Source organism: Kribbella endophytica, assembly GCF_054781295.1.
Genome location: NZ_BAAGUR010000001.1, coordinates 262,955 through 287,068, shown reverse-complemented (window position 1 = coordinate 287,068; position 24,114 = coordinate 262,955). Strand labels below are relative to the sequence as shown.

Here is a 24,114-nt window from a genome sequence, read left to right as displayed (position 1 = left end):
AGGAGGTTGCATCACTTCGCGGGGGTGTAGATGGCGAGGATCAGCTTGCCCTTGGTGGGGGTGCCTTCGCTGATCCTGAGCGTGACCGTCCTGCTGGGGCCGGCCCAGTTGCCGTCGGTGCCGATGCCCCAGCTGGAGATGGAGCTGCTCTGGTCGGTGCTGAGCATGTTCTGGCCGGAGAGGCCGTCGAGCGTACCGTTGATGACGCCCTTGGCGCCGAGGTTCGAGCTGCCGTAGGAGACCAGGAACGGGGTGCCGGCCGGGGTCTCGAGCTCGACCTTGCGGTTGGTGGTCGCGTCGACGGCCTTGATGTCGGCGAGCTCGTACGTCGTCCCGAGGTACTCGGTGCGCTCGTCCAGGGTCGCGTCGTCGTAGACCCGCTGCGGACCCTTCTCGTAGACGGCGAGGCCGATGCGGGCACCGGGGACCGTGGCCGCGCTGTTGGACTTGTCGGTGAGCACCGCCGTGACGCGGACCTCCTCGCCGACGGTGCCGACGCCCGACAGGACCACGCCGCCGCCCTGGCCGAGGTCGACGGACTGGGAGTAGCAGTCCGTCGCCCGCTCGACGCCGTTCACGTAGATCCGCAGCTGGTACCGGTAGCCGGGGACCAGGTCGTTCGCGGTGCAGAAGGAGCGCAGCAGGATCCGCCGGTCGGTCGCCGTGTAGGTGGCGGTGATCGTGGCGACGCCGGGCTTGCCGGCGGCACCGGCCAGCAGCCGGTCGCCGCCGACCTTGGCGCGGAACTTGAGGCCGTTCTCCTCGCGGTCGCCCAGGGCGGGAGTCGGGGTCGCGTCGGTGGCGCCGGGCATCGGGTCGCGCTTGCCGGCCTGGTAGATGCCGATACCGAGTTGGGCGCTGTTGTCCTCGATCACCTTGCCGTCGTTGTCGATGAGCTGGACGTTGACGGTGGTGGCCTGGTTCAGCGGTACGTCGAGCCAGAGCGGTGCGTCCGACTTGATCAGACCGGAGTCGTCCGGGGTGGTCCGGTCCACGCCGCAGGTGCCGGAGGCGGCGTTGCGGCCGCCGATCTGTACGGCGTACCGGGTGTCGAAGCCGGCGCCGCTGCAGTAGGGGTGGATCACGATGTCCCGCGTGGTCGGGGTCCAGCTGAAGGTGCCCCGGGTCTCGCCGATGTTGCCGACCCAGGCCTTGTCCAGCCGGTCCTTGCCGACCATCCCGCTGATCGTGACGGAGTCCTTGACGTAGTCGTCCGGGGTGTTCTCGGCCGGGTCCGGCGCGCTGGTGGTCAGGCTCGGCGCGATAGCGATGCCCAGGGCAACGACCGCGGCGACGGCGGTGAGGGATCCGGCTACGCGGCGGCGCTTGGTGGTGCGGATGCGGCGGCGGACGCCGGGCAGCAGGTCGGGGGTTTCGACGGTGTCGGCGCGGTGGGAGAGCTCGTCGCGCAGGTCGGTGAGATTCATCGCGAGGTCTCCTTGTCGGCGAGATCGGCGGACTGGCTGTCGGTGGTACCGGCTTGGTGGGTGGTGACCGGGCCGGCTGAGTGCTCGGGTGGATCGACGAGGTTGGGGTCGAGGCGGAGTTTGGCGAAGGCCTTGCTGGCCTGGCTCTTCACGGTGCCGACCGAGCAGCCGAGGAGGCGAGCCGTCTCGGCCTCGCTCAGGTCCTCGTAGTACCGCAGTACGACGACCGCCCGCTGCCGCCGCGGGAGCTGCTGCAGTGCGCGCCACAGATCGGTGCGCTCAGCAGTCCCAACTCCCTCCGGCCCCGCGGACTCGGGGAGCTCGTCGGTCGGCTGCTCGCCGTTCCAGCGGCGTCGCCACCAGGTGGAGTAGGTGTTCACCAGGACCTTGCGCACGTACGGCTCGGGGTCGCCGCCCTCGATCCTGGACCACGCGAACCAGACCTTGGCCAGTGCTGTCTGCAGCAGGTCCTCGGCCAGGGCATGGTCCTGGGTCAGCAGGTAGGCGGTCCGCAGCAACCTGCCGGACCGCGCGAGCACGAACGCGTCGAAGCTGTCTTCAGCCGTCACCGATCGCTCCCCGTCTCCAGCAAGCTCAGCTGTGGCACGCAGAGTGAGCGTGCTCTCATCGATGGTCACATCATGGCTGACCAGTCGGCCCGCGGATTTGGTTGCCTGTTGGTCAAAAAGTTTCCGCCGAGGTCTGGCCAAGCGGCAGATGATGCCGCAAAACTGGCCGGTGACAGCGCGTTTTCGCCCCGATCGCGTCTCCCGGAGGTTCTCCGATGTCCGTTCGCACCTTCTTGTCCAAACCCCTGCCGAGGATCCTCGCGATCCTGGCCCTGTTCGCCGCCGTCGCCGGTACGGCGGTCACCACACAGGTCGTCACCGCGACCAAGGCGCACGCCGACGGCTGCTACACCTGGAGCCGCACGCTCAGCCAGGGCGCCAGCGGTGAGGACGTCCGCCAGTTGCAGGTCCGCGTCGCCGGCTACCCCGGGTACGGCGGGCATGTCGCGGTCGACGGTGCCTTCGGCCCCGGTACGAAGGCCGCGGTGACCAGGTTCCAGCAGGCGTACGGCCTGGCCGCCGACGGCATCGCCGGTCCGGGGACGTTCACCAAGCTGTACGCGCTGCAGGACGACGACTGCACGCCGATCCACTTCACCTACGCCGAGCTCGACGACGGCTGTGGAGGTTCCGGATACGACGGCGGCCCGCTGTCGGAGGCAGCGACCCGCGCGAACGCACTGCAGACCATGTGGCAACTGGAAGCCATGCGGCACGCACTCGGCGACCAGGCGCTCAACATCAGCAGCGGCTTCCGCAGTACGCCGTGCAACGCCTCCGTCGGCGGCGCGAGCAACAGTCAGCACCTGTACGGACGCTCGGCCGACCTGACCGGCGTGCACTCGTTCTGCAAGCTCGCCCAGCAGGCGCGCAACCACGGGTTCGGCGGCATCTTCGGACCGGGCTACCCCGGCCACAACGACCACACCCACGTCGACATCCGGACCAGCAACTCCTGGTCGGCGCCGAACTGCGGGATCTAGCGCACCGGCTTCACCAGCTGAGCCAGTGTGATCCCCGCCGGGCGATCCAGGTGCTCGGCGCTCAGCCCCGCGGCTCGAGCGCCGAGCACGTCCAGCTCGAAGTTGTCGCCGATCATCAACGTGTCGGCAGGCTCCACGCCGAGCTGACGACAGGTGCTCAGGTACGCCTCGGGGACCGGCTTGCCGAAGCCCAGCGACTCGGTGGTCGCGACGACCTCGACGTACGGCGCCAGCCCGATCGCCGCCAGCTTCGCGTTCTGCTGAACGGTGCTCCCGTTCGTCAGCACCCCGACCCGCCAGCCGTTGCCCTGAGCAACTTCCAGTGCGGGCAGGGCGTCCGGGAACGCCGCCCAGCTGGTGCGGTAGTGCCGCAGGTAGCCCTCGAAGATCTCGTCGAGCTGCACGTCCTCGCTCGGCACCGGTCGTCCGAGCACCGGCAGGAACGCGTGCAACCGCGCCCGCCGCTGCCCCTGGTGGGTCAGCTGTCCGGTGACGAAGCGGTCGTAGCACTCCTGCTCGATCTCGAACCACCGCACCGACAACTCGTCGGACCAGTCGATGCCGAGGTCGGCCACCCAGCGCCTCAGCGCCGTACCGGCCGAGGTCGTGTGGTCGAAGAGTGTGTCGTCCAGGTCGAAGATGACCGCCTTCATCCCTGCGTCACCGAGTCGCGGTTGAGCTCGCGGTGGTTCGCGTACCCGGACAGCGCCAGCGTGAGATCCAGCTCGGCGAGGAAGCAGCGCAGGACGTGGTCGACGCCGGCCTGACCGGCCAGCGCGAGACCGTAGAGCAGCGGGCGCCCGAGCAGCACCGCCTTCGCGCCCAGCGCCAGCGCCTTCGCAGCATCCGAGCCGGTCCGTACGCCGGAGTCGAACAGGACCGTGAGCTGCTCGCCGACGGCATCCGCGATCGCGGGCAGTGCGTCGAGCGAGGCAATCGCGCCGTCGACCTGGCGGCCACCGTGGTTGGACACGACCACGCCGTCGACACCGTGCTCGGCAGCCAGCTTCGCGTCGTCCACCGACGTGATGCCCTTCAGCACGATCGGGCCGTCCCAGTTGTCGCGCAGGAAGGACAGCTCGTCCCAGCCCAGCCCGACGTTCGGGAACATCTGCGCCCAGTGCATCACCGCGGCGGTCGGGTCCTCGGCGACCGGCTTGGCCAGCTTCGCCTGGAACGCCGGGTCGCTGAAGTAGTTCGCGAGGCCCTCACCCTTGAGGAACGGCAGGAAGCCGCGGTCCAGGTCGGCCGGGCGCCAGCCGATCGTGCCGGTGTCGAGAGTGACCACCAGTACGCCGTACCCGCTGGCCTTTGCCCTGTTCAGGAAGCTGAGGCAGACGTCGCGGTCGGTCGGCCAGTACAGCTGGTACCACTTGCTGTCGGCCTCGATCTGCTCGAACGCGTGGCTCGCTTGGGTCGAGTGCGTGTAGGTCAGCCCGAGCGCGCTCGCGGCGCGCGCTGTCGCCAGCTCGCCCTCGGGGTGCGCGAGGGTCTGTACGCCGATCGGCGCGACCAGGACGGGCGCGGGCATCTTCGTGCCGAGGATCGTGCAGGACAGGTCGCGCTCGTTGGAACCGCGCAGCATCCGGGGGACCAGCCGCCATTTCTCGAAGGCGGCCAGGTTCGCTCGAGCGGTCGAGCCGCTGCCGGCGCTGGGCACGATGTAGCCCATTGCCTCGGCGGACAGGTTCGCCGCCGCCTGCGCCTCCAGCCGGGACAGATCGGTGGTGATCTCCGGCTTGGTGTCCTGGAACATGCCCTGCACGTAGATCGCCAGCTGATGATCACCGAAGTTGGCCATGCCGGATGTTTTCACAGACGCATGACATCCGTCAGCGCCTGATCCGGCCGTCCGGCACCTGTCTCATCGTCTGTACGGCGTGATGCTGACGAGGTGACCAGAAAAATCCTGCCGGCCCTTGGGTTGTTCGTCCTGTCGCCGTTGGTGGCCGAGTTCCTGCTGGGGAACCTGCCGATCACGTCGCTGTTCGCGCTGTTCGCGCTCGCTCCGCTGTACGGCGGGGGCGCGGTGCTGATCCGCGAGTTGGTCCGCCATCGCGAGTGGGGGTATCCGAGCGTGGTGCTGCTGGCGCTCGCGTACGGCGTACTGGAGGAAGGGGTGACCACGCAGTCGCTGTTCAACCCGAACTACGCGGATCTGCGGTTGCTCGATCCGGGGCATGTCGGGTGGTTGGGGATGGGGGTGCCGTGGACGTTGTTCGTGCTCGCGTTGCACACGGTGTGGAGCGTGACGGTGCCGATCGTGCTGGTGGAATCGGTGTCTTCTCGCAGGCCGTGGTTCGGGCGGAAGGGGGTGGTGGTCTTCTGCGTGATCTTCGGTTTTGGGGTGCTGGCGACCACCGCGTTCCAGTTGCAGAGCGACTCGTTCGTGGCTTCTCCGGGGCAGTTCGCGGGGGTGGCGGTGGCGATCGGGGTGTTGGTGGCGCTGGCTGCTCGGGTGGGACGGCGGAAGGTGGTGCGCGAGGCCGGAGGGGTGCCCGCGGACTGGGTCGTCGGGGTGTTCGGGCTCGTGGTGTCGTCGGCGTTCATGGTGGTGAACGACGTCGACCTCGGCGCGTGGGTGCGGGTGGGGGCGATGCTGGTGCTGTTCGTGGTGGCGCTGGTCGTCGTACGGGGATGGTCGCGGCGTACGGCGTGGACGGCTCGGCACTCGATGGCGCTGGCGGGTGGGACGTTGCTCACGTACGCGTGGCACGCCTTCCCGGAGCATCCGGTCGTGGACGCCTCGAAGGGGGTTGATCTGGCCGGGAACGTGGTCTTCGCCGTGCTGGCGGTGGGGTTGCTGGTGCTCTGCTGGATTCGGTCGGGCCGGTCGGCGGATGCGACAATTCAGGTGTGACAACTTCGGTGACTCCTGACACTCGCTACCGGCATGTCGGGCTGGCGCTGTTCGCCCTGGCGACGGGTGGGTTCGCGATCGGGACGACGGAGTTCGTCACGATGGGGCTGCTGCCGCAGATCGCCGAGGGGGTCGACATCTCGATCCCGACGGCGGGGCACGTGATCTCGGCGTACGCCGTGGGGGTTGTCGTCGGTGCTCCGGTGATCGCCGCGTTGGGCGCTCGGACCGGGCGGAAGCGGCTGCTGCTCGGGCTGATGGGTGTGTTCGTGCTGGGCAACGTGCTGTCGGCCGTTGCCAACAGCTACGAGCTGCTGATGGCCGCGCGGTTCCTGTCCGGGCTGCCGCACGGCGCGTTCTTCGGGATCGGCGCGGTGGTCAGCGCGTCGCTCGTGCCGGCCAACCGGCGGGCCTGGGCGGTCTCGATGATCATGGTCGGGCTGCCGATCGCGAACATCGTCGGCGTACCGACGTCGACGCTGCTCGGGCAACACTTCGGATGGCAGTTGCCGTTCGTGCTGGTCGGCGTACTGGGGTTGCTGACGCTGGTCGCGGTCTGGTTCTGGGTGGCGCCGCAGCCGGTCGGCAGCGAGGTCAACGTGCGCAGCGAACTGAGCGCACTGGCCCGGCCGCAGGTGTGGATGGCGCTGCTGGTCGGGATGGTCGGCTTCGGCGGGATGTTCGCGACGTACACGTTCATCACGCCGACGATGACCGAGCTGGCCGGGTTCAGCGAGGGCGCGGTGACGATCGTGCTCGCGGTCTTCGGCGTCGGCATGACCGGCGGCACCCTCGTCGGCGGCCGCCTCGCCGACCGCGCCCTGATGCCCAGCCTGTACGGCGGGTTGGTGGCAATCACCATCATGCTCACCACCTTCGGCTGGCTCGCCCACACCCGCCCGACCGCGCTCCTCGCCGTCTTCCTGCTGGGCTTCTCCTCCAGCATCCTGATCCCCGCTCTCCAGACCCGCCTGATGGACGTAGCCCACGAGGGCCAGTCCCTCGCGGCGTCCCTCAACCACTCCACCCTCAACATCGCCAACGCACTAGGCGCGTGGCTGGGCTCCCTGGTCCTCGCAGCCGGCTACGGCTACGAATGGCCCAGCCGCCTCGGCGCAGGGCTTGCGATCCTGGGCCTGCTCCTCGCTCTGGCGTCGGGCCTGATGGACCGCCGCACAGCCCGCCTCGGGGCACCAGTCACCCAGTAGTACCCAGGGGCAGGGGAGGGAGCCCGGCCGCCCCGAGCCCTGCGGCCTCCGGCCGCGGGCACTCCCGCCGGGCCGGCGGACGGGGAGGGAAGCCGTCCGCCCCCGGGCCCTGCGGCCTCCGGCCGCGGGCGATCCTCACTCCGGCGCCCACCGCCGCTGGCAGCGTCCCTTGCTGTTTCCGGTCGCGGGCGATCCCCACTCCGATGCTCACCGCCCCCGGCAGCCTCCCCTGCTGTTTCCGGCCGCCGCGGTCTTAGCCACCGCGGGCGAGTCCGGCCGCATTGCCGCCGACCTCAGGCCGCGCCCCCGACGAACCCAGCCGCGGAGCTCCCCGGCGTACCGGACCTTCAGGGGAGAACCAGGTGGTCTCCTGAGCGGGTTTTCACCAGGGGGTTGGTTGGATGGGGGTATGGCGACGATGACCCTGAGTGGGCCTGATCTGGTGCGGCGGCGGGGGCTGCGGCAGATGCGGCTGGTGGCGCTGTCCTTGCTGGTGCTGGCGGCGATCGTCTACATCGTCACGCTGCACCGCGACGGCGCCTGGGGATATGTGAACGCGGCCTCCGAGGCGGCGATGGTGGGGGCGCTGGCGGACTGGTTCGCGGTGACCGCGTTGTTCCGGCATCCGCTCGGGCTGCCGATCCCACACACCGCGATCGTGCCGACGCGCAAGGACAGTCTGGCCGAGAGCCTCGAGCAGTTCGTCACCGAGAACTTCCTGTCCGAGGACGTCGTCGCCGGCAAGATGGCGTCGGCCGAGGTGAGCAAGCGGGCCGGTGAGTGGCTCGCCGACGGAAACCACGCCGAGCGGATCGTTGCCGAGGGCGCGCGCACGATCGGCGTCGTACTGCCGAAGCTCGGCGACTCCGATGTCACCGCGTTCGTCCGCGGCGGCCTCCTCCCGCGCTTCGCCGAGGAACCGCTGAGCCCGATCGCCGGCCACTTCCTCGAGTCGGTCGTCGACGACGGCGCACACCACGCGCTGCTCGACCTGGTGTTCGACGAGGCGTACGACTGGCTCCGCGACAACCGCGACGTACTGGCCGAGGTCGTCGGCCCGCGCGCCCCGCGCTGGTCGCCGCGCTGGGTCGACTCGCTGGTCGTCGACCGCATCCACCGCGAGGCGCTCACCTGGCTGGCCGGCGTACGGGACGACCAGAACCACCCCGCGCGCCAGGCCGTCGACCGCCTGCTGAGCAAGTTCGCCGCCGACCTGCAGCGCGACCCCGAGATGATGGAACGCTTCGAGGCGTTCAAGCGCCGCATGCTCGACCACCCCGACCTGGCTCCCAGCCTGACCGCCGTCTGGGACGCGGTCCGTACGGCGCTGATCGGCGCGATCGCCGACCCCACCAGCCCCCTCCAGACCCGCGCGGTCCAGGCGATCAAGGACCTCGGCGCCCGCCTCCAGACCGACGACCCGCTGCGCGCCAAGGTCGACGCCCGCGCCACCGAGGCCGTCGCGTACGTCGTCCGCACCTACGGCAGCGAGATCGTCTCGGTCATCTCCGACACCATCGAACGCTGGGACGGCCGCGAGGCCTCAGCCCGCATCGAGCTCCACGTCGGCCGGGACCTCCAGTTCATCCGCATCAACGGCACGGTCGTCGGAGCCCTCGTAGGCCTCATCATCCACACCGCCAGCCAATGGCTCTAGGAGGACCATGTCGGAGTACACCCCTCGCATCGGCAAGGTCGCTACGCGGGAGTTGGCGCTGAACGGCTATACGACGTACGAGCAGCTCACGACAGTCAGCGCCAAGGAGCTGCTGGCCATTCACGGGGTCGGGCCCAAGGCGGTCAGGATCCTCGAGGAGGAGCTGACCGCCCTGGGGCTCGCCTTCAGAACCAGCTAGGCGACGGTCCAGGTGTCCGAGCCGGTGATCAGGGACTGGAGGTCGCCGGTGCCGCTGGTTTCCTTGGCGGTCTCGACCTGCTGACGGACCAGGTCGTCGTACGCCGGGCGGTCGACCTGGCGGAAGACACCGATCGGTGCCTGGTGCAGTACGCCGGCGTCGGTCAACCGCGACAGGGCGAACGCGTACGCCGGGTCCTCGGTGTGGGCGTCGTGCACGACCAGGTCGGCCTCGCCGCCGGGGAGCTCGGCGACCTCGCGGACCGCGAGGGACGCGAAGCCGTCGCGGACGACGCCGAGGTGGCCGTCGGTGCCGAAGCGAATCGGTTCGCCGTGCTTGAGCGGGATGATCGCGTCGTCGCGCGTCTCGGGGTTCTTGAACGCGTCGAAGGCGTTGTCGTTGAAGATCGGGCAGTTCTGGTAGATCTCCACGAACGCCGTCCCGCGGTGCTCCGCGGCCGCCTTCAGCACCGAGGTGAGGTGCTTGCGGTCGGAGTCGACCGTGCGCGCCACGAACGTCGCCTCCGCGCCGAGCGCCAGCGAGACCGGGTTGAACGGGTTGTCGACCGAGCCCATCGGCGTCGACTTGGTGACCTTGCCGGGCTCCGACGTCGGCGAGTACTGCCCCTTGGTCAGCCCGTAGATCCGGTTGTTGAACAGCAGGATCTTCATGTTCACGTTGCGCCGCAGGGTGTGGATCAGGTGGTTGCCGCCGATCGACAGCGCGTCGCCGTCACCGGTCACCACCCAGACGCTCAGGTCCGGCCGCGCCACCGCGAGCCCGGTCGCGATCGCCGGCGCGCGCCCGTGGATCGAGTGCATGCCGTACGTCGACAGGTAGTACGGGAAGCGCGACGAGCAGCCGATGCCGGACACCATCGCGACGTTCTCGCGCTTGATCCCGAGCTCGGGCAGGAATCCCTGAAAAGCAGCCAGTACGGCGTAGTCGCCGCACCCAGGGCACCAGCGAACCTCCTGGTCCGACACGTACTCCTTGCGGTTCTGCGGCTCGGTCGCTGCCGGTACGCCGCGAAGCCCACCCGGCAGACCGGGCAGTCCCAGGTCGACGGTGCTCATCGTGCTCCCTCCGACTGCTCGAGTTGTTCGCCGTGCTTCAGGTTGGCCGCGTCGATGCCCAGGTGCCGCGCGTCGTCGTCGATCCCGGCGGTCTCCTCGACCAGGTTGCCGATCACCTCGGCCAGCTCGGCGGCGCCGAGCGGCATGCCCCGGACCTGCGCGTACGAGACGACGTCGACCAGGTACTTGGCGCGCAGCAGCATCGCCAGCTGACCCAGGTTCATCTCCGGGACCAGCACCTTGTCGTACGACTTCAGCACGTCGCCCAGGTTCGCCGGGAACGGGTTGAGATGCCGCAGGTGAGCCTGCGCGATCTTGCCGCCGACCTTGCGCACCCGCCGTACGCCGGCACCGATCGGCCCGTACGTCGAACCCCAGCCGAGGACCAGCACCTTCGCGCCGTCCGGGTCGTCGACCTCGAGCTGCGGGACGCTGACACCGTCGATCTTGGCCTGCCGGGTCCGGATCATCAGGTCGTGGTTGGCCGGGTCGTAGGAGATGTTGCCGGTCTTGTCCTCCTTCTCCAGCCCACCGATGCGGTGGTCCAGCCCCGCCGTACCGGGCACTGCCCAGGCACGGGCGAGTGTCTCCGGGTCACGCAGGTAGGGGAGGTACGTCGGCTTGCCGTCGTCGGTCGTCGCGTTCGGCTCGGTGGTGAAGTTCGGGTCGATCTTCACCAGGTCCTCGACCTTCGGGATCTGCCACGGCTCGGAGCCGTTGGCCAGGTACCCGTCGGAGAGCACGAAGACCGGCGTCCGGTAGGTGACGGCGATCCGGGCCGCCTCGACCGCGATCGCGAAGCAGTCCGCGGGGGACTGCGCCGCGAGCACCGGCAGCGGCGCCTCGCCGTTGCGGCCGAACATCACCTGCAGCAGGTCGGCCTGCTCGGTCTTGGTCGGCATGCCGGTCGAAGGGCCGGCGCGCTGGATGTCGCAGACCACCAGCGGCAGCTCGAGCATCACGCCCAGGCCGATCGTCTCGGACTTCAGGCTGATCCCCGGACCGGACGACGTGGTCACGCCGAGCGCGCCCGCGAACGACGCACCGAGCGCCGCGCCGACGCCGGCGATCTCGTCCTCGGCCTGGATCGTCGTGACGTCGAACCGCTTCAGCTTGGACAGCTCGTGCAGTACGTCGGACGCCGGGGTGATCGGGTAGGCCCCGAGCACCAGCGGCAGGCCGGCGCGCTGCGCGCCCGCCACCAGGCCGTACGCCAGCGCGAGGTTGCCGGAGATGTTGCGGTACGTGCCGGTCGCCATCTTGGCCGGCTTCACCTCGTACCGGACCGAGAACTCCTCGGCGGTCTCGCCGAAGTTGAAGCCCGCGCGGAAGGCCGCGATGTTGGCGTCGCGGATGTCCGGCTTGCCGGCGAACTTGGTCTGCAGGAACTCGATCGTCGACTCGACCGGGCGCTGGAACAGCCAGGAGACCAGGCCGAGCGCGTACATGTTCTTGGCCCGGGAGGCGTCCTTGCGGGACAGCCCGAACTCCTTCACCGACTCGACCGTCATGCCGGTCAGGTTCAGCGCGACGACGTGGTAGGCCTCGAGCTCGCCGGTCTCCAGCGGGTTCGCGTCGTACCCGATCCGCTTCAGGTTGCGGGCGGTGAAGTCCGCGGTGTCGACGATCAGTGTGGCGCCGCGCGGCACGTCGCGCAGGTTGGCCTTCAGCGCCGCCGGGTTCATCGCGATCAGCACGTCCGGCGCGTCACCCGGGGTGAGGATGTCGTGGTCGGCGAAGTGCAGCTGGAAGGAGGAGACTCCCGGCAGAGTTCCGGCAGGTGCCCGGATCTCGGCGGGGAAGTTGGGCAGGGTCGACAGGTCGTTGCCGAACGATGCCGTTTCCGCGGTGAACCGGTCCCCCGTGAGCTGCATCCCGTCACCGGAGTCACCGGCGAAGCGGATCACCACGCGGTCCAGCTGCTTGACCTCGATGGCCATCTGTTCTGTCATCTCCAAGTCGAGCTTGGGCCCGGCGGACGCCCTCGAGCGAACCGCCGATCCCCCCGGTCAGGGCGATAACCCAATGTTAGTTCGGCTTTTGCCACGAACCAGTGGTCGGCCCCGCCGGTCCACAGCCTGGGACAGGTGGTAGCGCAACGCTGTGCCGTGACGTAGGGGAGTCGCTCGCTTGCCTTCTGTTGCCGTAGCAGGCAATGTGTCTGTCGACTGCTGCGATCCACCCGGGGTGAACCCGGTCTCGAGGGAGCTTTGACCATGGGCGTTCGTGCCTTCTTGTTCGGTGGTACGACGCTTGGGGCGGCTCTGCTGCTCGCCGGATGCTCAGGAGTGGTCGCGCCGGCCCAGAGTGCGATGGTCGCGAACGACACGGCCCGCGCCGCCGAGACCGCTCAGGCCGCGCCGACTCGCACGGTCAAGATCAGCAGCGTGCGGACGACGGACTACACGGCCGGCGTACTGACTGTGAGCGGTGTTCTGACGCCCGCGCCGGCCGCCGGGTCGCGGGTCGCGCTGCAGCGCTGGGACGCGGTGAAGGGCTGGCAGGAGATCGGCCACGGGACGCCGGCGGGCGCGAACGTGACGATCTCGTCGAAGCAGCCCGGGTCGATCCGGACCTACCGGCTGGCGATCGGCCCGCAGGCGCCGTACGCCGCGGCGGCGTCAGCGGCGTACGGGTACTCGCACTTCAAGTGGCGTGGGATCTTCGCGAAGCCGCTGCTCGCGTCGGGCGGCAAGGGGCATCCCGCGTTCAACGTGGTCGCGGCGGCGGAGTCGCCTCGGCGGGCCGAGGCCGAACTGCTCGCCGACAAGGGCGGTGTGGTCTGGGGCGACGTGAACTCGGCCGGCTGCTCCTGGGTGAAGAACTGGCTCGGCAACATCACCGACGGGACCGTGCGGGTGTCGTTGCTGAACGGCGCGGCCGTGGTCGGCTCGGTCGATCAGACCCAGGAGACCGAGGCGTGGTTCAACCGCCAGATCCCCGGCGTCAACCGGCTGCGCGTCCAGGTCACGGATCTGAAGTCCGGGTACGGCCCGCAGGTCGCGCTGGACTCCATGCTGCTCTGCACCAATTAGAGTTGGCTCCGTGTCGGAGGCCTACGGTGTCGTCATCGCGATCGTCCTGCTCGGCCTCGGCGGCCTGGTCGGCGCCTTCGCGCTGAACCGCGCGCTGACGATCACGTACTCGACGCCGGAGAAACTCACGACGTACGAGTCAGGCGTCGACCCGGTCGGCGAGGGCTGGGCCCAGATCCACATCCGGTACTACCTGTTCGCCTACCTGTACGTGATCTTCGCCGTCGACGCCGTGTACCTGTTCCCCTGGGCCACGGTCTTCGCCACGGTCGGCGTCTCGTCCCTGATCGAGATGTTCGTCTTCCTGGCCTTCGTCACCATCGGCCTGCTCTACGCCTACCGTAAAAAGGTCCTCGCCTGGACCTAAGGTCGTGCGATGACCTTCTGGCGGTTTCGGTGACTGATCCCGTGGCGACCTCGTGGGCGCGCATCGCCGGCTGGCTCGTCCCGGCGACCCGCCGGCTGATCAACCCGCCGGCCACTCCCGTCGACCTCCGCTACCTCGAGGCCGCGATGAACCGCCCACTTCCCGCCGACCTGGTCGAGCTGCTGCAGTTGGCGAACGGGACCGAACACCGGGCGATCCGCGGCTCGGTGATTCCGTTCCACTACAACCTGGTGCCGGTGATGGAGATGCTGGCGATCCGGCGGATGTTGCAGAAGATCTGGACCGACCCACGTCTCTCCGGCGCGGACATCCCCGGGTGGCTGGACGACTACCTGCCGATCGCGGATGCGGCTGACGAAGGAGTTCTGTACGTCGACCTGAGCGACGGGCCGTCGTACGGGGCTGTGTGTGAGTGGTACCCGGAGGGCGGGGGCGGTGGGTCGCAGCTGTGGAGCAGCGTCGGGGAGATGCTCGACGACGTGGCCGGGGCGATGGCGGATCGGCGGCCGATGACGAGGCATGGGGTGCCGTACCTGCCGGAGGTGGACGCGGCGTACCTGCACTGGGTTCAGGTGTACGACTAGCTCTCGGAGAGCAGTTTTGCGATGGCCCAGTCCTGCGCACCGACGCCGACGGACTTGAAGACCGTGCGGCCGGACCGCGTGGGCGGATCGGCGAGGGCGTTGCCGAGGTCGATCAGTGAACTGCGGGCGAGTACGCCCGCCTCGACGGCGTCGATGATCTCGCCGGACTCTTCCAGCGCGGCTTCCTCCTGGTCGACGACGACCAGCTCAGCGGTGGCAAGCAGCTCGCGGGGGAGTTCGCGCATCGTCGGGCGGAACGCGCCGATCGCGTTGACGTGGACCCGGTCGGGCAACGCGTCCACGCGGAAGAGCGGCGTACTGGACGACGTCGCGCAGCAGATCACCTCAGCCTCCGCGACCCCGGCGTCGATATCCGTCCCCGAGGCGAACTTCACCTCCGGGAACTCCTCGCCCAGCGCACCGGCCAGCGCCCCGGCCCGCCCAGCATCCCTGCCGACCAGCGTGACCTCGGCAATCCGCCGTACGGCCAGCACCGCGCGCACCTGATCGGCCGACTGCGCTCCGGTCCCGATCACCGTCAGCCGCGTCGCCTCCACGTCCGCCAGCAGATCGGTCGCAACCCCGACCACAGCGCCCGTCCGCAGCGTCGTGATCGACGTGCCGTCGGCGACGAGCTGCTCCCCGGCGCCGGTCCAGATCACCGTTGCCCGGATCGCCGGCACCTGGTCGAGCGCGATCCCGATCTTCTTCACGACCGCGGTCCGCGTCGGCGGGTGGTACGCCGACATCACCAGTACCGCGCCGTCCCCGAACACCTGCCGCGCAGGCAGCACGAAGTTCCCCGCCCGCAGCTCCCCGAAGGCCTCCCGCACAGCCTCCACGGCCGCGGCCATCGACACCGCCCGGCGGACCTCGTCCCCACTGAAGATCTTCATCACCAGCACCCTAGTGCCGCCCGTCTCGGGCGGCTCCTGGATGCCGCTGACCGAGCGATATTACGGAGCGTCACATTCGGTCGCGGTCCGAGTTCATTGCCTGATCACCTCAAAGTGATTGCGCTCGACAACATTCGAAGGTTCCAAAACCTCACTTCGTAACGGATTGCGATGAACCTATCGCCATCTGATGAAGACGGGTCTATGGTGATTACCAGGGGGAACGGGGCGATCGCAGGGTGGTGGGGAATGACTTGGCAACTCTGGGTATTGGTAGGGATCGCGGTGGCCGGTGTCGTCGTACTGGTGACAGCGCGTTTCCGGAGCGCTCAGCACGTGCTGGACGAACTGATCGACTCGATGGAGCCGCACACCGGCGCTCTGTCTGAGCAGCCGGCCAAGGTCGAGCGCCGGCCCGAGGTCGCCGCGCGGCGCGTCGACGAACTGGCCCGCCACCGCGGCCGCCATCAGCTACGGACGACCTTCGTCCCGCGTACGGCGCACAGCCACCGCAGCCGGCACTAGTCCGTCAGTCGAGTAGCCCGTCACGGCGGGCTACGGCGGCGGCCTCGGTCCGCGAGCGGACGCCGAGCTTGGCCAGGATGTTGGAGACGTGCACGCTGACCGTCTTCTCGCTGATGTAGAGCTCCCGAGCCAGCTGCCGGTTGGTGCGGCCCTCGGCAAGCAACGCCAGCACCTCGGTCTCGCGAGCGGTCAACGCCGCAGACCCAGCCGGATCGGCCGCACTGCCCAGCTCGTCCAGCAGCGGCTGAGCACCCAACCGCCGTCCGACGTCAGCAGCCAGCTGCGCCTGCTCGTTCGCATCTGCGACCCGCCCAGCGGCCCGCAGCGCCGACGACAGCCGCGCCCGCGACCACGCCTGCTCGATGACGAAGCCGTACCCGAAGGCATCAGCAGTCCGTTGCCAGGTCGCCACATGTTCCTCGGCAGTTGGTGGATCCACATCGGCCAGCCAGCGCAGCCGCTCCCACTCCGCCTCCAGCCGCGCGAGCCAAGCGATCCCCTCGACACCGAGCACGCGCCCCGGCGGCAGTCCTTTCTCCGCCGTCGCGTGCCCTTCGGCCAGCAGCTCAGCCCCACGCGCAACCAGCTCGGCCGCAGCCGACGGCTCACTCACCACCCGATGGCACAGCAGTTGCAGTCCGAGCGCGGCGAACCGGATCTTCGCCATGTACCACTCGGTCTGGAACACGTACTCCAGCTGCGCCGACACCTCAGCGATCAGCTTCTCCGCCTCGGCCACCTGATCGAGCTGCCGGTACGCCTCGACCGCCGGCTGCAGCCCGATCAGCGGCAGCATCACGTCCAGCGACCACCACTTCCGCATCGCCTGCAGGTCCTCGGCAACGGACGTGTCACCCCGCCCACCGCGAACCATCAGCCCGACACTCCGCAGCCCCGCCGCAGCGGCCGACGGAGTCATCGAGTCAGCCCGAGCCGTCTCGGCCGCCTCGTCCCACTCGCCGAGCGTGAACTGCGTCAGCGCGAGCATCCGCCGAGCATCAAACCCGTACGCCGCCCACTGCCGCCCCAGCTCACCGGCCCGCTGCGCGGCGTACTCGAGAGCCGTCTTCGCGGCAGCCAGCTCACCCAGATCGAAGTGGTTCGAGCCCAGCAAGTACCGGCTCCGCACCTCAGCAGCAGCGTCACCCGCCAGCTGAGCCCGTACGGCGGCTTCCTCCAACTGCTTCGCCGCGGCCACCGGATCGCCGGCCCGCTTCCGCAGCTGCGCCAGCGTGATTCCCGCATCGCCCGCCGCCGACTCCTGGCCGACCTCCCGCGCGATGTGCAGCGCCTCGCGCGCCCAGCGCTCGGCCTCCATCGGCCGGCCGAGCGCGTCCGAGACGCGGGCGTACAGCGCGATCACCTTGGCCTTGAACGCACTCGCCGGCTCGTCGGCGACCAGCCGGAACGCCTGTGAGGCCGCCTCGTTCGCCTCCTGGTCGTGGTCGATCACCAGCGAGATGTCGGACAGCGGCAGCAGCAGCTCGGCCCGCTGCTGGATCGGTGCGTCGGCGGGCAGGTCGGCCAACGCCTTGCGCAGCAGCTTCACCGCGCGCAGGTGCTGCGACGACAGCGTCGCCGCCATCGCGGTGTCGACGATCAGCCAGGTCCGGTCGACCGAGCTGGCCGCCGGATCGCTCGGGAACAGCTCGAGCGCCATCTCGTAGTGCTTCAGCGCCTCCTGCGGCGCAGCAACCGACAGCGCTTCCTGCCCGGCCCGGACCCGCGCCTCGAACGCGGTGATCAGGTCGTGCGAGCGCGTGGCGTGCCCGGCCAGCTCGGCCGCCGTACCGGCGACGGTCTGGTCCTGCAGGGCCTTCGCGTACGCCGCGTGCTGACGAACGCGCTCACCCGGCAGGAGGTCGTCGTACACGGCCTCGGCCAGCAGGGCGTGGCGGAAGTAGTAGCTGGCGTTGCCGGGGTGCTCGATGATGTGCGCGTCGATCAGCTCGCGCAGCGCGGTCTCCAGCTCGCGGTCGGGCAGTCCAGCGACGGCGGTCAGCAGCTGGTGCGACACGCGGCGGCCGGCGACAGCGATCACCCGGGCGACCTGGCGAGCGTCGTCGGACAACGGGTCGAGCCGGACGAGCAGCAGGTCGGCCAGGTCAGGCGGTACGGCGCTGCCGTCGCCCATCGAGGCCGCGGCGACCAGCTCCTCGGTGAAGAACGCGTTGCCGCCCGCACGGTCCAGGATCCGGCGCTCCTCGTCCTCCGGCAGGCGCTCGGTGACCAGCGCGTTCAGCAGGGCGCGGGACTCGGTGGCGTCGAGCGGGTTGAGGCTGACCCGTCGTACCCGCGGATTGCGCGACCACTCGGCGATCGGGCGGCGCAGCGGGTGCCGGCGGTGCAGGTCGTCGCTGCGGTACGACACGATCAGCGCCAGCCGCTGCGAGGTGAGTCGGGTCAGCAGGAAGCCGATCAGGTCCCGGGTGGAGTCGTCGGCCCAGTGGGTGTCCTCGACGATCACCAGCAGCGGCTCGCTGGTCGACAGCGCGGTCAGCGCACCCAGTACGGCGTCGAAGAGCGCGGCCCGGTCGAGCGGACCGTCCTGCGGGACCGGCTGGGCGCCGATCAGCCGGTGCGTCGGCAGCAGCCGGCCGATCGCCGGGAAGTTGGTGAGCACGCTCTCGACCAGGTCCGGGCGCTCGCCCGCGAGCCGGCCGAAGATCTCGCTGAACGGCAGGTACGGCAGGCCGGCGTCGCCGAAGTCGGTGCAGTGCCCGACGAGCACGCCGAACCCGCGCTCGTGCGCGCCGGTGGCCACCTCGTCCAGCAGCCGGGTCTTGCCGACCCCGGCGTCACCGGACAGCAGAATGGCACCGGCGCGACGCGTTTTGGCGTCGTCGACGGCACTGAGCATGGCGGCCATCTCGGTCGAGCGGCCGACGAGAGGTGTCGAGGTCCAGGGCACGTCGTCCATCTTCGCCCCTGGAGCCGACACAAATCGACGGCAGCCCGGCCCACGCTCGTCGTCCAAGCGCAGAATCGGTGTTCGGTGACTGTCCGTACCGGTCTTGTACGCCGTACCGGCCCCGGACAGTGAAACGCCGTCCCTGACCGCTTGCGGGTCAGGGACGGCGTGCACGGCGCTCACGCGGCCGTGGAGGGTCGCAGGAAGCGGCGCGCGTTCCGCGAGGTCGGCTTCTGCTGCGCCGGCGCCGTGCGCTGCTTGCGGCTGACGGCCTGGAAGTCGCGCTTCAGGCGCTCCTGCCGGTAGGCGGTCTCCGCCTGGACGGACTGCTGAGTCGTGAACATCATGGTGTCTCCTCCTCTCAGACGTTCCGGGTGAACAGGTGGGTGAGGTGCCGGCGAGCCCGGGTGCTCCGGTTCGCGCGGCTGAAGTCGCGGGTGAGGCGCTCCTTGCGGTAGCTGACCTCTGCCTTGACCGACTCGGTGGTGTACATCGGGTGCCTCCTGGGCGGTTGTTTCCTCGACTCGTTGTCGATAGCCCTAATCTGCGCGTCTGAGGAGACCCGGCACATCGGACTTCCTCCCTATCCCTGGGGGCTGGGGTCCCTAGTACGCCGTACGCGGTCCCTAGGGGGCTGGAACGGGCTCGTCCGACCCGCGTACGACGGCGCCGAGTCGGCTGGTCGTCGGAGCGCGGGGAGCGGGTCCGTCGGAGCGCTCCGAACGCAGCAGCGCGACCGGGTTCCGGAGAACCTCGGTCGCGCTGGGTCGAAGGGGTGGTCAGGCGGGGATCGTGCCCTCACATCGCGTGCCGGGCCCGCACCACCTGCGCCCGCGGCACGGGCGCCACCGGCGTACGGCGCAAGCGCCGGAACAGGCTCGGCCGCTGGTACTCCTGCCGGAGCAGTTCCTGGCGGTACGAGATCTGCGCCTGAACGAAGTCGGGGCTGAACTGCAACATGCTGGACCTCCGGGGTTCGTCGATACCCCGACACTCCGCCTCTGAGGACGCGCCGCACATCCGCACTACTCCCTAGGCGCGCGGGCTCACACCCTTAGGCCGCGCTCAAGGGCCTTAGTACGCCGCTCAGGCGGTGGCCGGGCGGGCTTAGGCGTTGGTCGGGCGGCGGAGGAAGGCGTCGAGCTCGGCCTGGGTCGGGCCTGTCGCCGGGCCGCGGCGGGTGACGGCGAGCGCGGCGGCGGCGTTGGCTCGGCGGGCGGCCTCCAGCGGGTCGTACCCAGCGGCGAGCGCGGCGAGGAACGCTCCCGAGTGAGCGTCGCCGGCACCGTTGAGATCCACCGCTTCTACTTGGAAGCCACCAACCGGTTGGTTGTCTAGCGTGCAGCCTTCGGGGCCTTGGCGTACCAGAATGTGTTTTGGGCCTTGTAGTTCTTCTAGGGCGGCTGCTTCTTGGGTGTTGGAGCTGAGCCAGTCGGCTCGGGTTAGGGCTGCTTGGAGCGCGTCGTGGGGGATCTGGCTGACCAGGGGGCCGGGGTCGAAGAAGACGGTGCCCTGGATGCGGGGGAGGTGCTGCACGAGTGTGGCGCAGTTGAGTTTGTGCAGGAGGCTGTAGCCGGAGATGTAGACGTAGTCCTCGGCGGTCGTCTCGGGGACCGTGGTCAGCGTGGCCTCGGCGCCTGGACTGGTGACGAACGTGCGCTCACCACCGGCCTCGACCAGCGCGACGACGAACCCGGTGTCCAACGCGGGATGCTGCGGCTGCGGGAAGTCGATGCCCTCCCGCCGCAGGTCCTCGCGCGCCTGATCGCCGAACGGCCCGGTCCCGAGCACTCCGCCGTACGACGTCGCCAGGCCCAACCGGCTCGCCGCGGCCATCACGTTGAACCCACCGCCCGTCGCCCGCATCGTCGAGCCCGCGAGCACGTCACCCCCGCGCTCGGGCAACGCGTCGACCGTCAGCACCAGGTCGACCACGACGTTCCCGAGGTGGACCAGCCTCATCCGCGTCGGACCTTCAACAGTTCACCGGCGAGCGACTCCAGTTCCAGCCCGTTCACCGCCGAGACCGTACGCCGTACGTCCTCCGGAAACCCGTCGACGCCGTGACAGGCGCCCACAACAGCCCCCGCGATCGCCGCGATCGTGTCCGTGTCCCCACCGACGGAAGCAGCCACTCGCACCACCATCCACGGATCATCAAACCCGTTGGCCACAGCAAACGCCGCCGGCACAGACTCCTGAGCGGCCAAACTCGTCCCCACCAACTCGTACAACAACCCAGCCGCCACTCCCGGCTCCAACACCGCCGCGCGTCCGCTTTGGTCCCCGTGTCCACTCCCGTTCGCATCCCCGGGTGCGGCGAGCACCTCGAGCGCCCACTCGATGCGGCGCGAGACGTCCGCGCCTGCCACCCAGAACCCGTGTGACGCGGCCTCGCGGGCGGCGGCGACGGCGGCGGTGGTCGCTTCGCGGACCGTGGCACCGTCGACTCCCACGCTGACGGCGGCGGCAACCGCGGAGGCGGCGGCCAGCGCCAGGCCTGTGTTGTGCGTTGGTGCGCTGGCTGCGATCACTCGGTCGATCAGCAGGTCCGGCGGCGTCGCGATGCCCACCGGCGTGATGCGCATGGCGGCGCCGTTGGTTGTGCCGTAGCGGCCTGTCTGCGTGATGTCCCCACCGGCGAGCAGAGCGTCGAGGGCGCGCTTGGTCGACGGTCCGAGCAGGTCGAGTGAACCGCGCGCTCGCATGTCGTCCTCCCATGCGAGCAGCCGGCGGGCGAGTTCGTGACCGTCCACCAAGCCGTTGCCCTCGACGACCAATCGGCCCAGCAGGATCGCCTGCTCGGTGTCGTCGGTGATCGAGCCGGCCGGCATTCCCGCGGCGAGCGGCTGGTCGTCCGGCGCCGGGCGCAACCCGTCCACCACCTCGCCGTACAGCTCGACAATGCGTGCCCTGGGCAACGACTGTGTCGGCATCCCGAGCGCGTCCCCGATCGCCAACCCGTACAGGGCTCCCACGGCCCGCGCCTCAGTCGACGTCATCGCCCGGCGGCCTCAACCGCAGTCGCCCGACCGCAGCCCAACACCTCGCGCGCCCTCATCGCGGCGTCTCGCTGTAGGTCAGGTTGAGCTCGAAGTGCCGCGGATCCAGCAAGCTGTCGACCTGTTCGGCGAACTGGTTGTCGGCCGTCCAGCTGGTACGACGGCTGTGCAGAAACCAAGTGTTCTCCGGCCGCCCCAGCAACGCCGCCTCCTCCGACGACAGCGGCCGCGCCCGCAATCGCTGTTCCCCCTGCGCCAGATGCAGCCCAGCCCGAGTCAACGTCGAGATGATCGACCCGTCGTCCAACCCCCGCGCCGGCAGATCACGCAGCTCCTCGATCGCAGGCAGCCGGCTGCGCTCCAGCGAGATCGCCTCACCGTCGACCAGCGACCGAATCCGCTCGACCACGATCACCTCCGGCGAATCAAGCTCCAACTGCTCCGCCAGCTCAGGATCCTGATCCAGCTCCAACCGCAGAATCCGGACCCGAGTCTCCACCCCCTGCTCGGCCAACGCGTGTGTCCAGCCGAGCGGGTCATCGAGCGGCCGCCCGTCAAACAGGACGAACGAACCCTTCCCGGTCCGCGTCGTGATCAGCCCGTCCGCGGTCAGTACGGCGAGCGCGGAGCGGACCGTGTTCCGGCTGACGGCGAACCGCCGGGCGAGTTCGACCTCGCCGGGCAGCCGGTTGCCGTGGCCGACCCGGCCGGACTTGATCTCCCGGGCGAGGATCGCCGCGATCCGCTCGTGCTTGAGGGTGATGCCGGAGGTCACTGGCCGAGACCGCCCGAGGATCGCAGCTGGTCGACGGTGACGATCTCGAGCATCGGCGCGTACAGCCGCATGATGTCGATCGCCTTCCGATGGCTCTCCTCGTCGACGCCCGCGCACGCGTCCTCGACGACCTGGACGCGCGCCCCGCCATCCACGGCCGCGAGCGCAGTCGTCAGCACGCAGCAGTCCGTGGTCACGCCCGCGAGCACCAGCCGCCCGTCGGGCGCGACCGCGTCCGCAAGCTCGCGCCCCCACTTGCTGAACGTCGGCTTGTCGAGCGTCGGCGCTCCGCGGAACTCGTCGACGAGCTGGTACGCGTACGAGTCGGGCGGCTGCAGCGCGAACGGCCACTGTTCGTAGTACGGGATCCAGGAACCGGTCGGTTCTCCGATCGGCGCGACGAACCGGGTGAAGATCACCTGCGGCGCGAACAGCTCGACCAGCTCCTGCGTCGGCTTGATCACGCGCTGGAAGTTCGGCGTCGCCCAGCCACTCTCGGGTTCGGCGAAGATCCGCTGCAGGTCGATCAGGGCGAGCACCATGTCAGCCCTCCCGAGCCTGTACGGCGCGTTGGCGGCCGACGTACCAGCCGATGATCGCGACGACGAACGACCCAACCAAGGCGATCAGGACGCCGAGGTTCGCGAACGCCCAGGCGCCGTCCTTGGCGCCGAGGCCGAGCGGGGAGAGTAGATAGCCCTGCCAGGTCAGCCAGCTCGCGCTGGCGTTCGTGACCAGGCCCCAGCCGATGCCGGTGGCAACGACCATGGTGGCGATCGGCAACCACCGGACGTCGCCGTACCGGCCGCGCCGGTCGAACAGGTCGGCCTCGGCGTAGTCGCCGCGGCGGGTCGCGACGTCGGCCAGCATGATGCCGCACCAGGCCGCGACCGGCACGCCGAGCGTGATCAGGAAGCCCTGGAACTCGCCCAGGAACTCGTCGCCGAAGAACACCACGTAGATGGTGCCGGCGATCATCACGAGCCCGTCGATGAACGCCGCGACGTAGCGGGGGACCGGGATGCCGAGCGACAGCAGGGCCAGGCCGGACGAGTAGATGTCGAGCACCGCGCCGCCGACCAGGCCGAGGACGGCGACGATCACGAACGGCACCAGGAACCAGGTCGGCAGGGCCTCGGCGAGCGCGCCGATCGGGTCGGCCGCGATTGCCGCGCTCAGGTCGGTCGACGAGCCGGCCAGCAGCAGGCCGAAGATCAGCAGCACGATCGGGGCGAGCGCCGCGCCGAACGTGGTCCAGCCGACGACGCCGCGGCTGGACGCCGTACGGGGGAGGTAGCGGGAGTAGTCGGCGGCCGCGTTCACCCAGCCGAGGCCGAAGCCGGTCATCAGGAAGACCAGGGCACCGATCAGTTCCTGGCCCGAGCCGCCGGGCAGCGCCGAGACGGTGGTCCAGCTGACCTGGTCGGCGACCAGGATGATGTAGACGACCGTCAGTACGCCGGTGACGATCGTGATGATCGTCTGCATCCGCATGATCAGGTCGAACCCGAGCACGCCGCAGGCAACGATCAAGGTGCCGACGACAACCAGCGCGATCACCTTGGTGACCGCGCCGCCGCCCCAGCCGAGACGCTCGAACACCGTCGCGGTCGCGAGCGTCGCGAGGATCGTCAGCACGGTCTCCCAGCCGACGGTGAGCAGCCAGGAGACCAGCGACGGAAGTTTGTTTCCGCGGACCCCGAACGCCGCGCGGCTGAGCACGAGCGTCGGCGCCGAACCGCGTTTGCCGGCCAGTGCGACCAGGCCGCAGAGCAGGAACGAGAACACGATCCCGACCACGCCCGCGATGACCGCCTGCCAGAACGAGATCCCGAACCCGAGCGCGAACGCGCCGTAGCTCAGCCCCAGCACCGACACGTTCGCCCCGAACCACGGCCAGAACAGCTGACTCGGCCGCCCCTTCCGCTCGGCGTCGTCGATCACGTTCAGCCCGTTGCTCTCGACCGCGAGCGCCCTCGGCTCAACCCCCACGTCCACCTGCTCGGCCACGGCCGTCTC

25 protein-coding genes are annotated in these 24,114 nt (G+C 69.6%); 9 read left to right on the top strand and 16 right to left on the bottom strand.

Going from position 1 to position 24,114, the window contains the following annotated elements; all coding sequences use genetic code 11:
* Positions 1-11 precede the first annotated feature (11 nt).
* Together ACYVIO_RS01505 and ACYVIO_RS01500 are read right to left on the bottom strand one after the other, a co-directional pair.
* Positions 12-1,427 carry a hypothetical protein gene (locus ACYVIO_RS01505; protein WP_460648802.1) on the bottom strand — a complete coding sequence of 472 codons (1,416 nt, stop codon included), beginning with the start codon at positions 1,425-1,427 and terminating at the stop codon, positions 12-14.
* The gene (locus ACYVIO_RS01500; protein WP_460648801.1) at positions 1,424-1,996 is read right to left on the bottom strand and encodes a SigE family RNA polymerase sigma factor; all 573 of its coding nucleotides are present in this window, start codon (positions 1,994-1,996) and stop codon (positions 1,424-1,426) included. Before ACYVIO_RS01500 ends, ACYVIO_RS01505 begins: the two co-directional genes overlap by 4 nt.
* Positions 1,997-2,211: 215 nt before the next feature.
* Here ACYVIO_RS01500 and ACYVIO_RS01495 point away from each other — a divergent pair, with 215 nt between their 5' ends.
* Positions 2,212-2,979 (top strand): D-Ala-D-Ala carboxypeptidase family metallohydrolase, encoded by a 768-nt coding sequence (locus tag ACYVIO_RS01495; RefSeq protein ID WP_460648800.1) that lies wholly within the window; start codon positions 2,212-2,214, stop codon positions 2,977-2,979.
* On the opposite strand, the gene ACYVIO_RS01490 is transcribed toward ACYVIO_RS01495, so the two are convergent.
* The gene (locus ACYVIO_RS01490) at positions 2,976-3,632 is read right to left on the bottom strand and encodes an HAD family hydrolase (RefSeq protein ID WP_460648799.1); all 657 of its coding nucleotides are present in this window, start codon (positions 3,630-3,632) and stop codon (positions 2,976-2,978) included. The two genes, ACYVIO_RS01495 and ACYVIO_RS01490, sit on opposite strands and share 4 nt — an antisense overlap.
* A complete protein-coding gene (locus ACYVIO_RS01485; protein ID WP_460648798.1) occupies positions 3,629-4,795 on the bottom strand; it encodes an alpha-hydroxy-acid oxidizing protein in 1,167 nt (388 codons plus the stop codon). The genes ACYVIO_RS01490 and ACYVIO_RS01485 overlap by 4 nt, the downstream gene beginning before the upstream one ends.
* 78 nt (positions 4,796-4,873) lie before the next feature.
* Between ACYVIO_RS01485 and ACYVIO_RS01480 the strand changes: the two genes are divergently transcribed.
* The 4 genes from ACYVIO_RS01480 (at position 4,874) to ACYVIO_RS01465 (ending at position 8,903) form a co-directional block, all read left to right on the top strand.
* Positions 4,874-5,839 carry a hypothetical protein gene (locus tag ACYVIO_RS01480; RefSeq protein WP_460648797.1) on the top strand — a complete coding sequence of 322 codons (966 nt, stop codon included), beginning with the start codon at positions 4,874-4,876 and terminating at the stop codon, positions 5,837-5,839.
* Positions 5,836-7,047: an MFS transporter gene (locus ACYVIO_RS01475; protein ID WP_460648796.1), complete on the top strand. Its 1,212-nt coding sequence runs from the start codon at positions 5,836-5,838 to the stop codon at positions 7,045-7,047. Before ACYVIO_RS01480 ends, ACYVIO_RS01475 begins: the two co-directional genes overlap by 4 nt.
* A 409-nt stretch (positions 7,048-7,456) precedes the next feature.
* Positions 7,457-8,704: a DUF445 domain-containing protein gene (locus ACYVIO_RS01470; protein ID WP_460648795.1), complete on the top strand. Its 1,248-nt coding sequence runs from the start codon at positions 7,457-7,459 to the stop codon at positions 8,702-8,704.
* A gap of 7 nt (positions 8,705-8,711) precedes the next feature.
* Entirely contained in the window at positions 8,712-8,903 is a 192-nt protein-coding gene (locus tag ACYVIO_RS01465) for a helix-hairpin-helix domain-containing protein (protein ID WP_460648794.1), read from the top strand.
* Here the strand turns inward: ACYVIO_RS01465 and ACYVIO_RS01460 are convergent.
* Both ACYVIO_RS01460 and ACYVIO_RS01455 read right to left on the bottom strand, forming a co-directional pair.
* A complete protein-coding gene (locus ACYVIO_RS01460) occupies positions 8,900-9,979 on the bottom strand; it encodes a 2-oxoacid:ferredoxin oxidoreductase subunit beta (protein WP_460648793.1) in 1,080 nt (359 codons plus the stop codon). The genes ACYVIO_RS01465 and ACYVIO_RS01460 overlap by 4 nt on opposite strands.
* Positions 9,976-11,919 (bottom strand): 2-oxoacid:acceptor oxidoreductase subunit alpha, encoded by a 1,944-nt coding sequence (locus tag ACYVIO_RS01455; protein ID WP_460652048.1) that lies wholly within the window; start codon positions 11,917-11,919, stop codon positions 9,976-9,978. Before ACYVIO_RS01455 ends, ACYVIO_RS01460 begins: the two co-directional genes overlap by 4 nt.
* 276 nt (positions 11,920-12,195) lie before the next feature.
* Between ACYVIO_RS01455 and ACYVIO_RS01450 the strand changes: the two genes are divergently transcribed.
* Genes ACYVIO_RS01450 through ACYVIO_RS01440 form a run of 3 tightly spaced genes read left to right on the top strand, consistent with a single transcriptional unit; the run spans position 12,196 to position 13,986 of the window.
* Positions 12,196-13,014, top strand: coding sequence for a hypothetical protein (locus ACYVIO_RS01450; RefSeq protein WP_460648792.1), 819 nt, complete (start codon positions 12,196-12,198; stop codon positions 13,012-13,014).
* 10 nt (positions 13,015-13,024) lie between these two features.
* A complete protein-coding gene (locus ACYVIO_RS01445) occupies positions 13,025-13,381 on the top strand; it encodes an NADH-quinone oxidoreductase subunit A (RefSeq protein ID WP_460648791.1) in 357 nt (118 codons plus the stop codon).
* A 29-nt stretch (positions 13,382-13,410) separates the two neighbouring features.
* Positions 13,411-13,986 carry an SMI1/KNR4 family protein gene (locus tag ACYVIO_RS01440; RefSeq protein ID WP_460648790.1) on the top strand — a complete coding sequence of 192 codons (576 nt, stop codon included), beginning with the start codon at positions 13,411-13,413 and terminating at the stop codon, positions 13,984-13,986.
* On the opposite strand, the gene ACYVIO_RS01435 is transcribed toward ACYVIO_RS01440, so the two are convergent.
* Positions 13,983-14,882, bottom strand: coding sequence for an ornithine cyclodeaminase family protein (locus ACYVIO_RS01435; protein WP_460648789.1), 900 nt, complete (start codon positions 14,880-14,882; stop codon positions 13,983-13,985). The genes ACYVIO_RS01440 and ACYVIO_RS01435 overlap by 4 nt on opposite strands.
* A 249-nt stretch (positions 14,883-15,131) precedes the next feature.
* Between ACYVIO_RS01435 and ACYVIO_RS01430 the strand changes: the two genes are divergently transcribed.
* On the top strand, positions 15,132-15,407 hold the full coding sequence (locus ACYVIO_RS01430) for a hypothetical protein (RefSeq protein WP_460648788.1): 276 nt from the start codon (positions 15,132-15,134) through the stop codon (positions 15,405-15,407).
* 4 nt (positions 15,408-15,411) lie between these two features.
* Here the strand turns inward: ACYVIO_RS01430 and ACYVIO_RS01425 are convergent, their stop codons facing one another.
* The 9 genes from ACYVIO_RS01425 to ACYVIO_RS01385 all read right to left on the bottom strand — a co-directional run bounded on the left by ACYVIO_RS01425 (position 15,412) and on the right by ACYVIO_RS01385 (position 24,105).
* Positions 15,412-18,327 carry a helix-turn-helix transcriptional regulator gene (locus tag ACYVIO_RS01425; RefSeq protein ID WP_460648787.1) on the bottom strand — a complete coding sequence of 972 codons (2,916 nt, stop codon included), beginning with the start codon at positions 18,325-18,327 and terminating at the stop codon, positions 15,412-15,414.
* A gap of 170 nt (positions 18,328-18,497) precedes the next feature.
* Complete coding sequence (locus ACYVIO_RS01420; RefSeq protein ID WP_460648786.1) at positions 18,498-18,665, bottom strand: hypothetical protein; 168 nt, start codon at positions 18,663-18,665, stop codon at positions 18,498-18,500.
* A gap of 14 nt (positions 18,666-18,679) precedes the next feature.
* The gene (locus ACYVIO_RS01415; RefSeq protein WP_273482244.1) at positions 18,680-18,811 is read right to left on the bottom strand and encodes a hypothetical protein; all 132 of its coding nucleotides are present in this window, start codon (positions 18,809-18,811) and stop codon (positions 18,680-18,682) included.
* Positions 18,812-19,116: 305 nt separating this feature from the next.
* Positions 19,117-19,278, bottom strand: a complete 162-nt coding sequence (locus ACYVIO_RS01410) for a hypothetical protein (protein ID WP_460648785.1) — start codon at positions 19,276-19,278, stop codon at positions 19,117-19,119.
* Between the two features lie 147 nt (positions 19,279-19,425).
* Positions 19,426-20,280, bottom strand: a complete 855-nt coding sequence (locus tag ACYVIO_RS01405; protein WP_460648784.1) for a PfkB family carbohydrate kinase — start codon at positions 20,278-20,280, stop codon at positions 19,426-19,428.
* On the bottom strand, positions 20,277-21,320 hold the full coding sequence (locus ACYVIO_RS01400; protein ID WP_460648783.1) for an ADP-ribosylglycohydrolase family protein: 1,044 nt from the start codon (positions 21,318-21,320) through the stop codon (positions 20,277-20,279). Before ACYVIO_RS01400 ends, ACYVIO_RS01405 begins: the two co-directional genes overlap by 4 nt.
* Positions 21,321-21,375: 55 nt before the next feature.
* Positions 21,376-22,095 carry a GntR family transcriptional regulator gene (locus ACYVIO_RS01395; protein WP_460648782.1) on the bottom strand — a complete coding sequence of 240 codons (720 nt, stop codon included), beginning with the start codon at positions 22,093-22,095 and terminating at the stop codon, positions 21,376-21,378.
* Positions 22,092-22,637, bottom strand: coding sequence for a cysteine hydrolase family protein (locus ACYVIO_RS01390; RefSeq protein WP_460648781.1), 546 nt, complete (start codon positions 22,635-22,637; stop codon positions 22,092-22,094). The genes ACYVIO_RS01395 and ACYVIO_RS01390 overlap by 4 nt, the downstream gene beginning before the upstream one ends.
* A 1-nt stretch (position 22,638) precedes the next feature.
* Entirely contained in the window at positions 22,639-24,105 is a 1,467-nt protein-coding gene (locus ACYVIO_RS01385) for a purine-cytosine permease family protein (protein ID WP_460648780.1), read from the bottom strand.
* Positions 24,106-24,114 lie beyond the last annotated feature (9 nt).

What these genes read in the sequence shown, in the direction of transcription:
- ACYVIO_RS01505 (WP_460648802.1), bottom strand. Translation starts at nt 1,427, where the DNA reads ATGAATCTCACCGACCTGCGCGACGAGCTCTCCCACCGCGCCGACACC.
- ACYVIO_RS01495 (WP_460648800.1), top strand. Translation starts at nt 2,212, where the DNA reads ATGTCCGTTCGCACCTTCTTGTCCAAACCCCTGCCGAGGATCCTCGCG.
- ACYVIO_RS01490 (WP_460648799.1), bottom strand. Translation starts at nt 3,632, where the DNA reads ATGAAGGCGGTCATCTTCGACCTGGACGACACACTCTTCGACCACACG.
- ACYVIO_RS01470 (WP_460648795.1), top strand. Translation starts at nt 7,457, where the DNA reads ATGGCGACGATGACCCTGAGTGGGCCTGATCTGGTGCGGCGGCGGGGG.
- ACYVIO_RS01465 (WP_460648794.1), top strand. Translation starts at nt 8,712, where the DNA reads ATGTCGGAGTACACCCCTCGCATCGGCAAGGTCGCTACGCGGGAGTTG.
- ACYVIO_RS01460 (WP_460648793.1), bottom strand. Translation starts at nt 9,979, where the DNA reads ATGAGCACCGTCGACCTGGGACTGCCCGGTCTGCCGGGTGGGCTTCGC.
- ACYVIO_RS01455 (WP_460652048.1), bottom strand. Translation starts at nt 11,919, where the DNA reads ATGGCCATCGAGGTCAAGCAGCTGGACCGCGTGGTGATCCGCTTCGCC.
- ACYVIO_RS01450 (WP_460648792.1), top strand. Translation starts at nt 12,196, where the DNA reads ATGGGCGTTCGTGCCTTCTTGTTCGGTGGTACGACGCTTGGGGCGGCT.
- ACYVIO_RS01435 (WP_460648789.1), bottom strand. Translation starts at nt 14,882, where the DNA reads ATGAAGATCTTCAGTGGGGACGAGGTCCGCCGGGCGGTGTCGATGGCC.
- ACYVIO_RS01430 (WP_460648788.1), top strand. Translation starts at nt 15,132, where the DNA reads ATGACTTGGCAACTCTGGGTATTGGTAGGGATCGCGGTGGCCGGTGTC.
- ACYVIO_RS01425 (WP_460648787.1), bottom strand. Translation starts at nt 18,327, where the DNA reads ATGGACGACGTGCCCTGGACCTCGACACCTCTCGTCGGCCGCTCGACC.
- ACYVIO_RS01420 (WP_460648786.1), bottom strand. Translation starts at nt 18,665, where the DNA reads ATGATGTTCACGACTCAGCAGTCCGTCCAGGCGGAGACCGCCTACCGG.
- ACYVIO_RS01415 (WP_273482244.1), bottom strand. Translation starts at nt 18,811, where the DNA reads ATGTACACCACCGAGTCGGTCAAGGCAGAGGTCAGCTACCGCAAGGAG.
- ACYVIO_RS01410 (WP_460648785.1), bottom strand. Translation starts at nt 19,278, where the DNA reads ATGTTGCAGTTCAGCCCCGACTTCGTTCAGGCGCAGATCTCGTACCGC.
- ACYVIO_RS01405 (WP_460648784.1), bottom strand. Translation starts at nt 20,280, where the DNA reads ATGAGGCTGGTCCACCTCGGGAACGTCGTGGTCGACCTGGTGCTGACG.
- ACYVIO_RS01400 (WP_460648783.1), bottom strand. Translation starts at nt 21,320, where the DNA reads ATGACGTCGACTGAGGCGCGGGCCGTGGGAGCCCTGTACGGGTTGGCG.
- ACYVIO_RS01390 (WP_460648781.1), bottom strand. Translation starts at nt 22,637, where the DNA reads ATGGTGCTCGCCCTGATCGACCTGCAGCGGATCTTCGCCGAACCCGAG.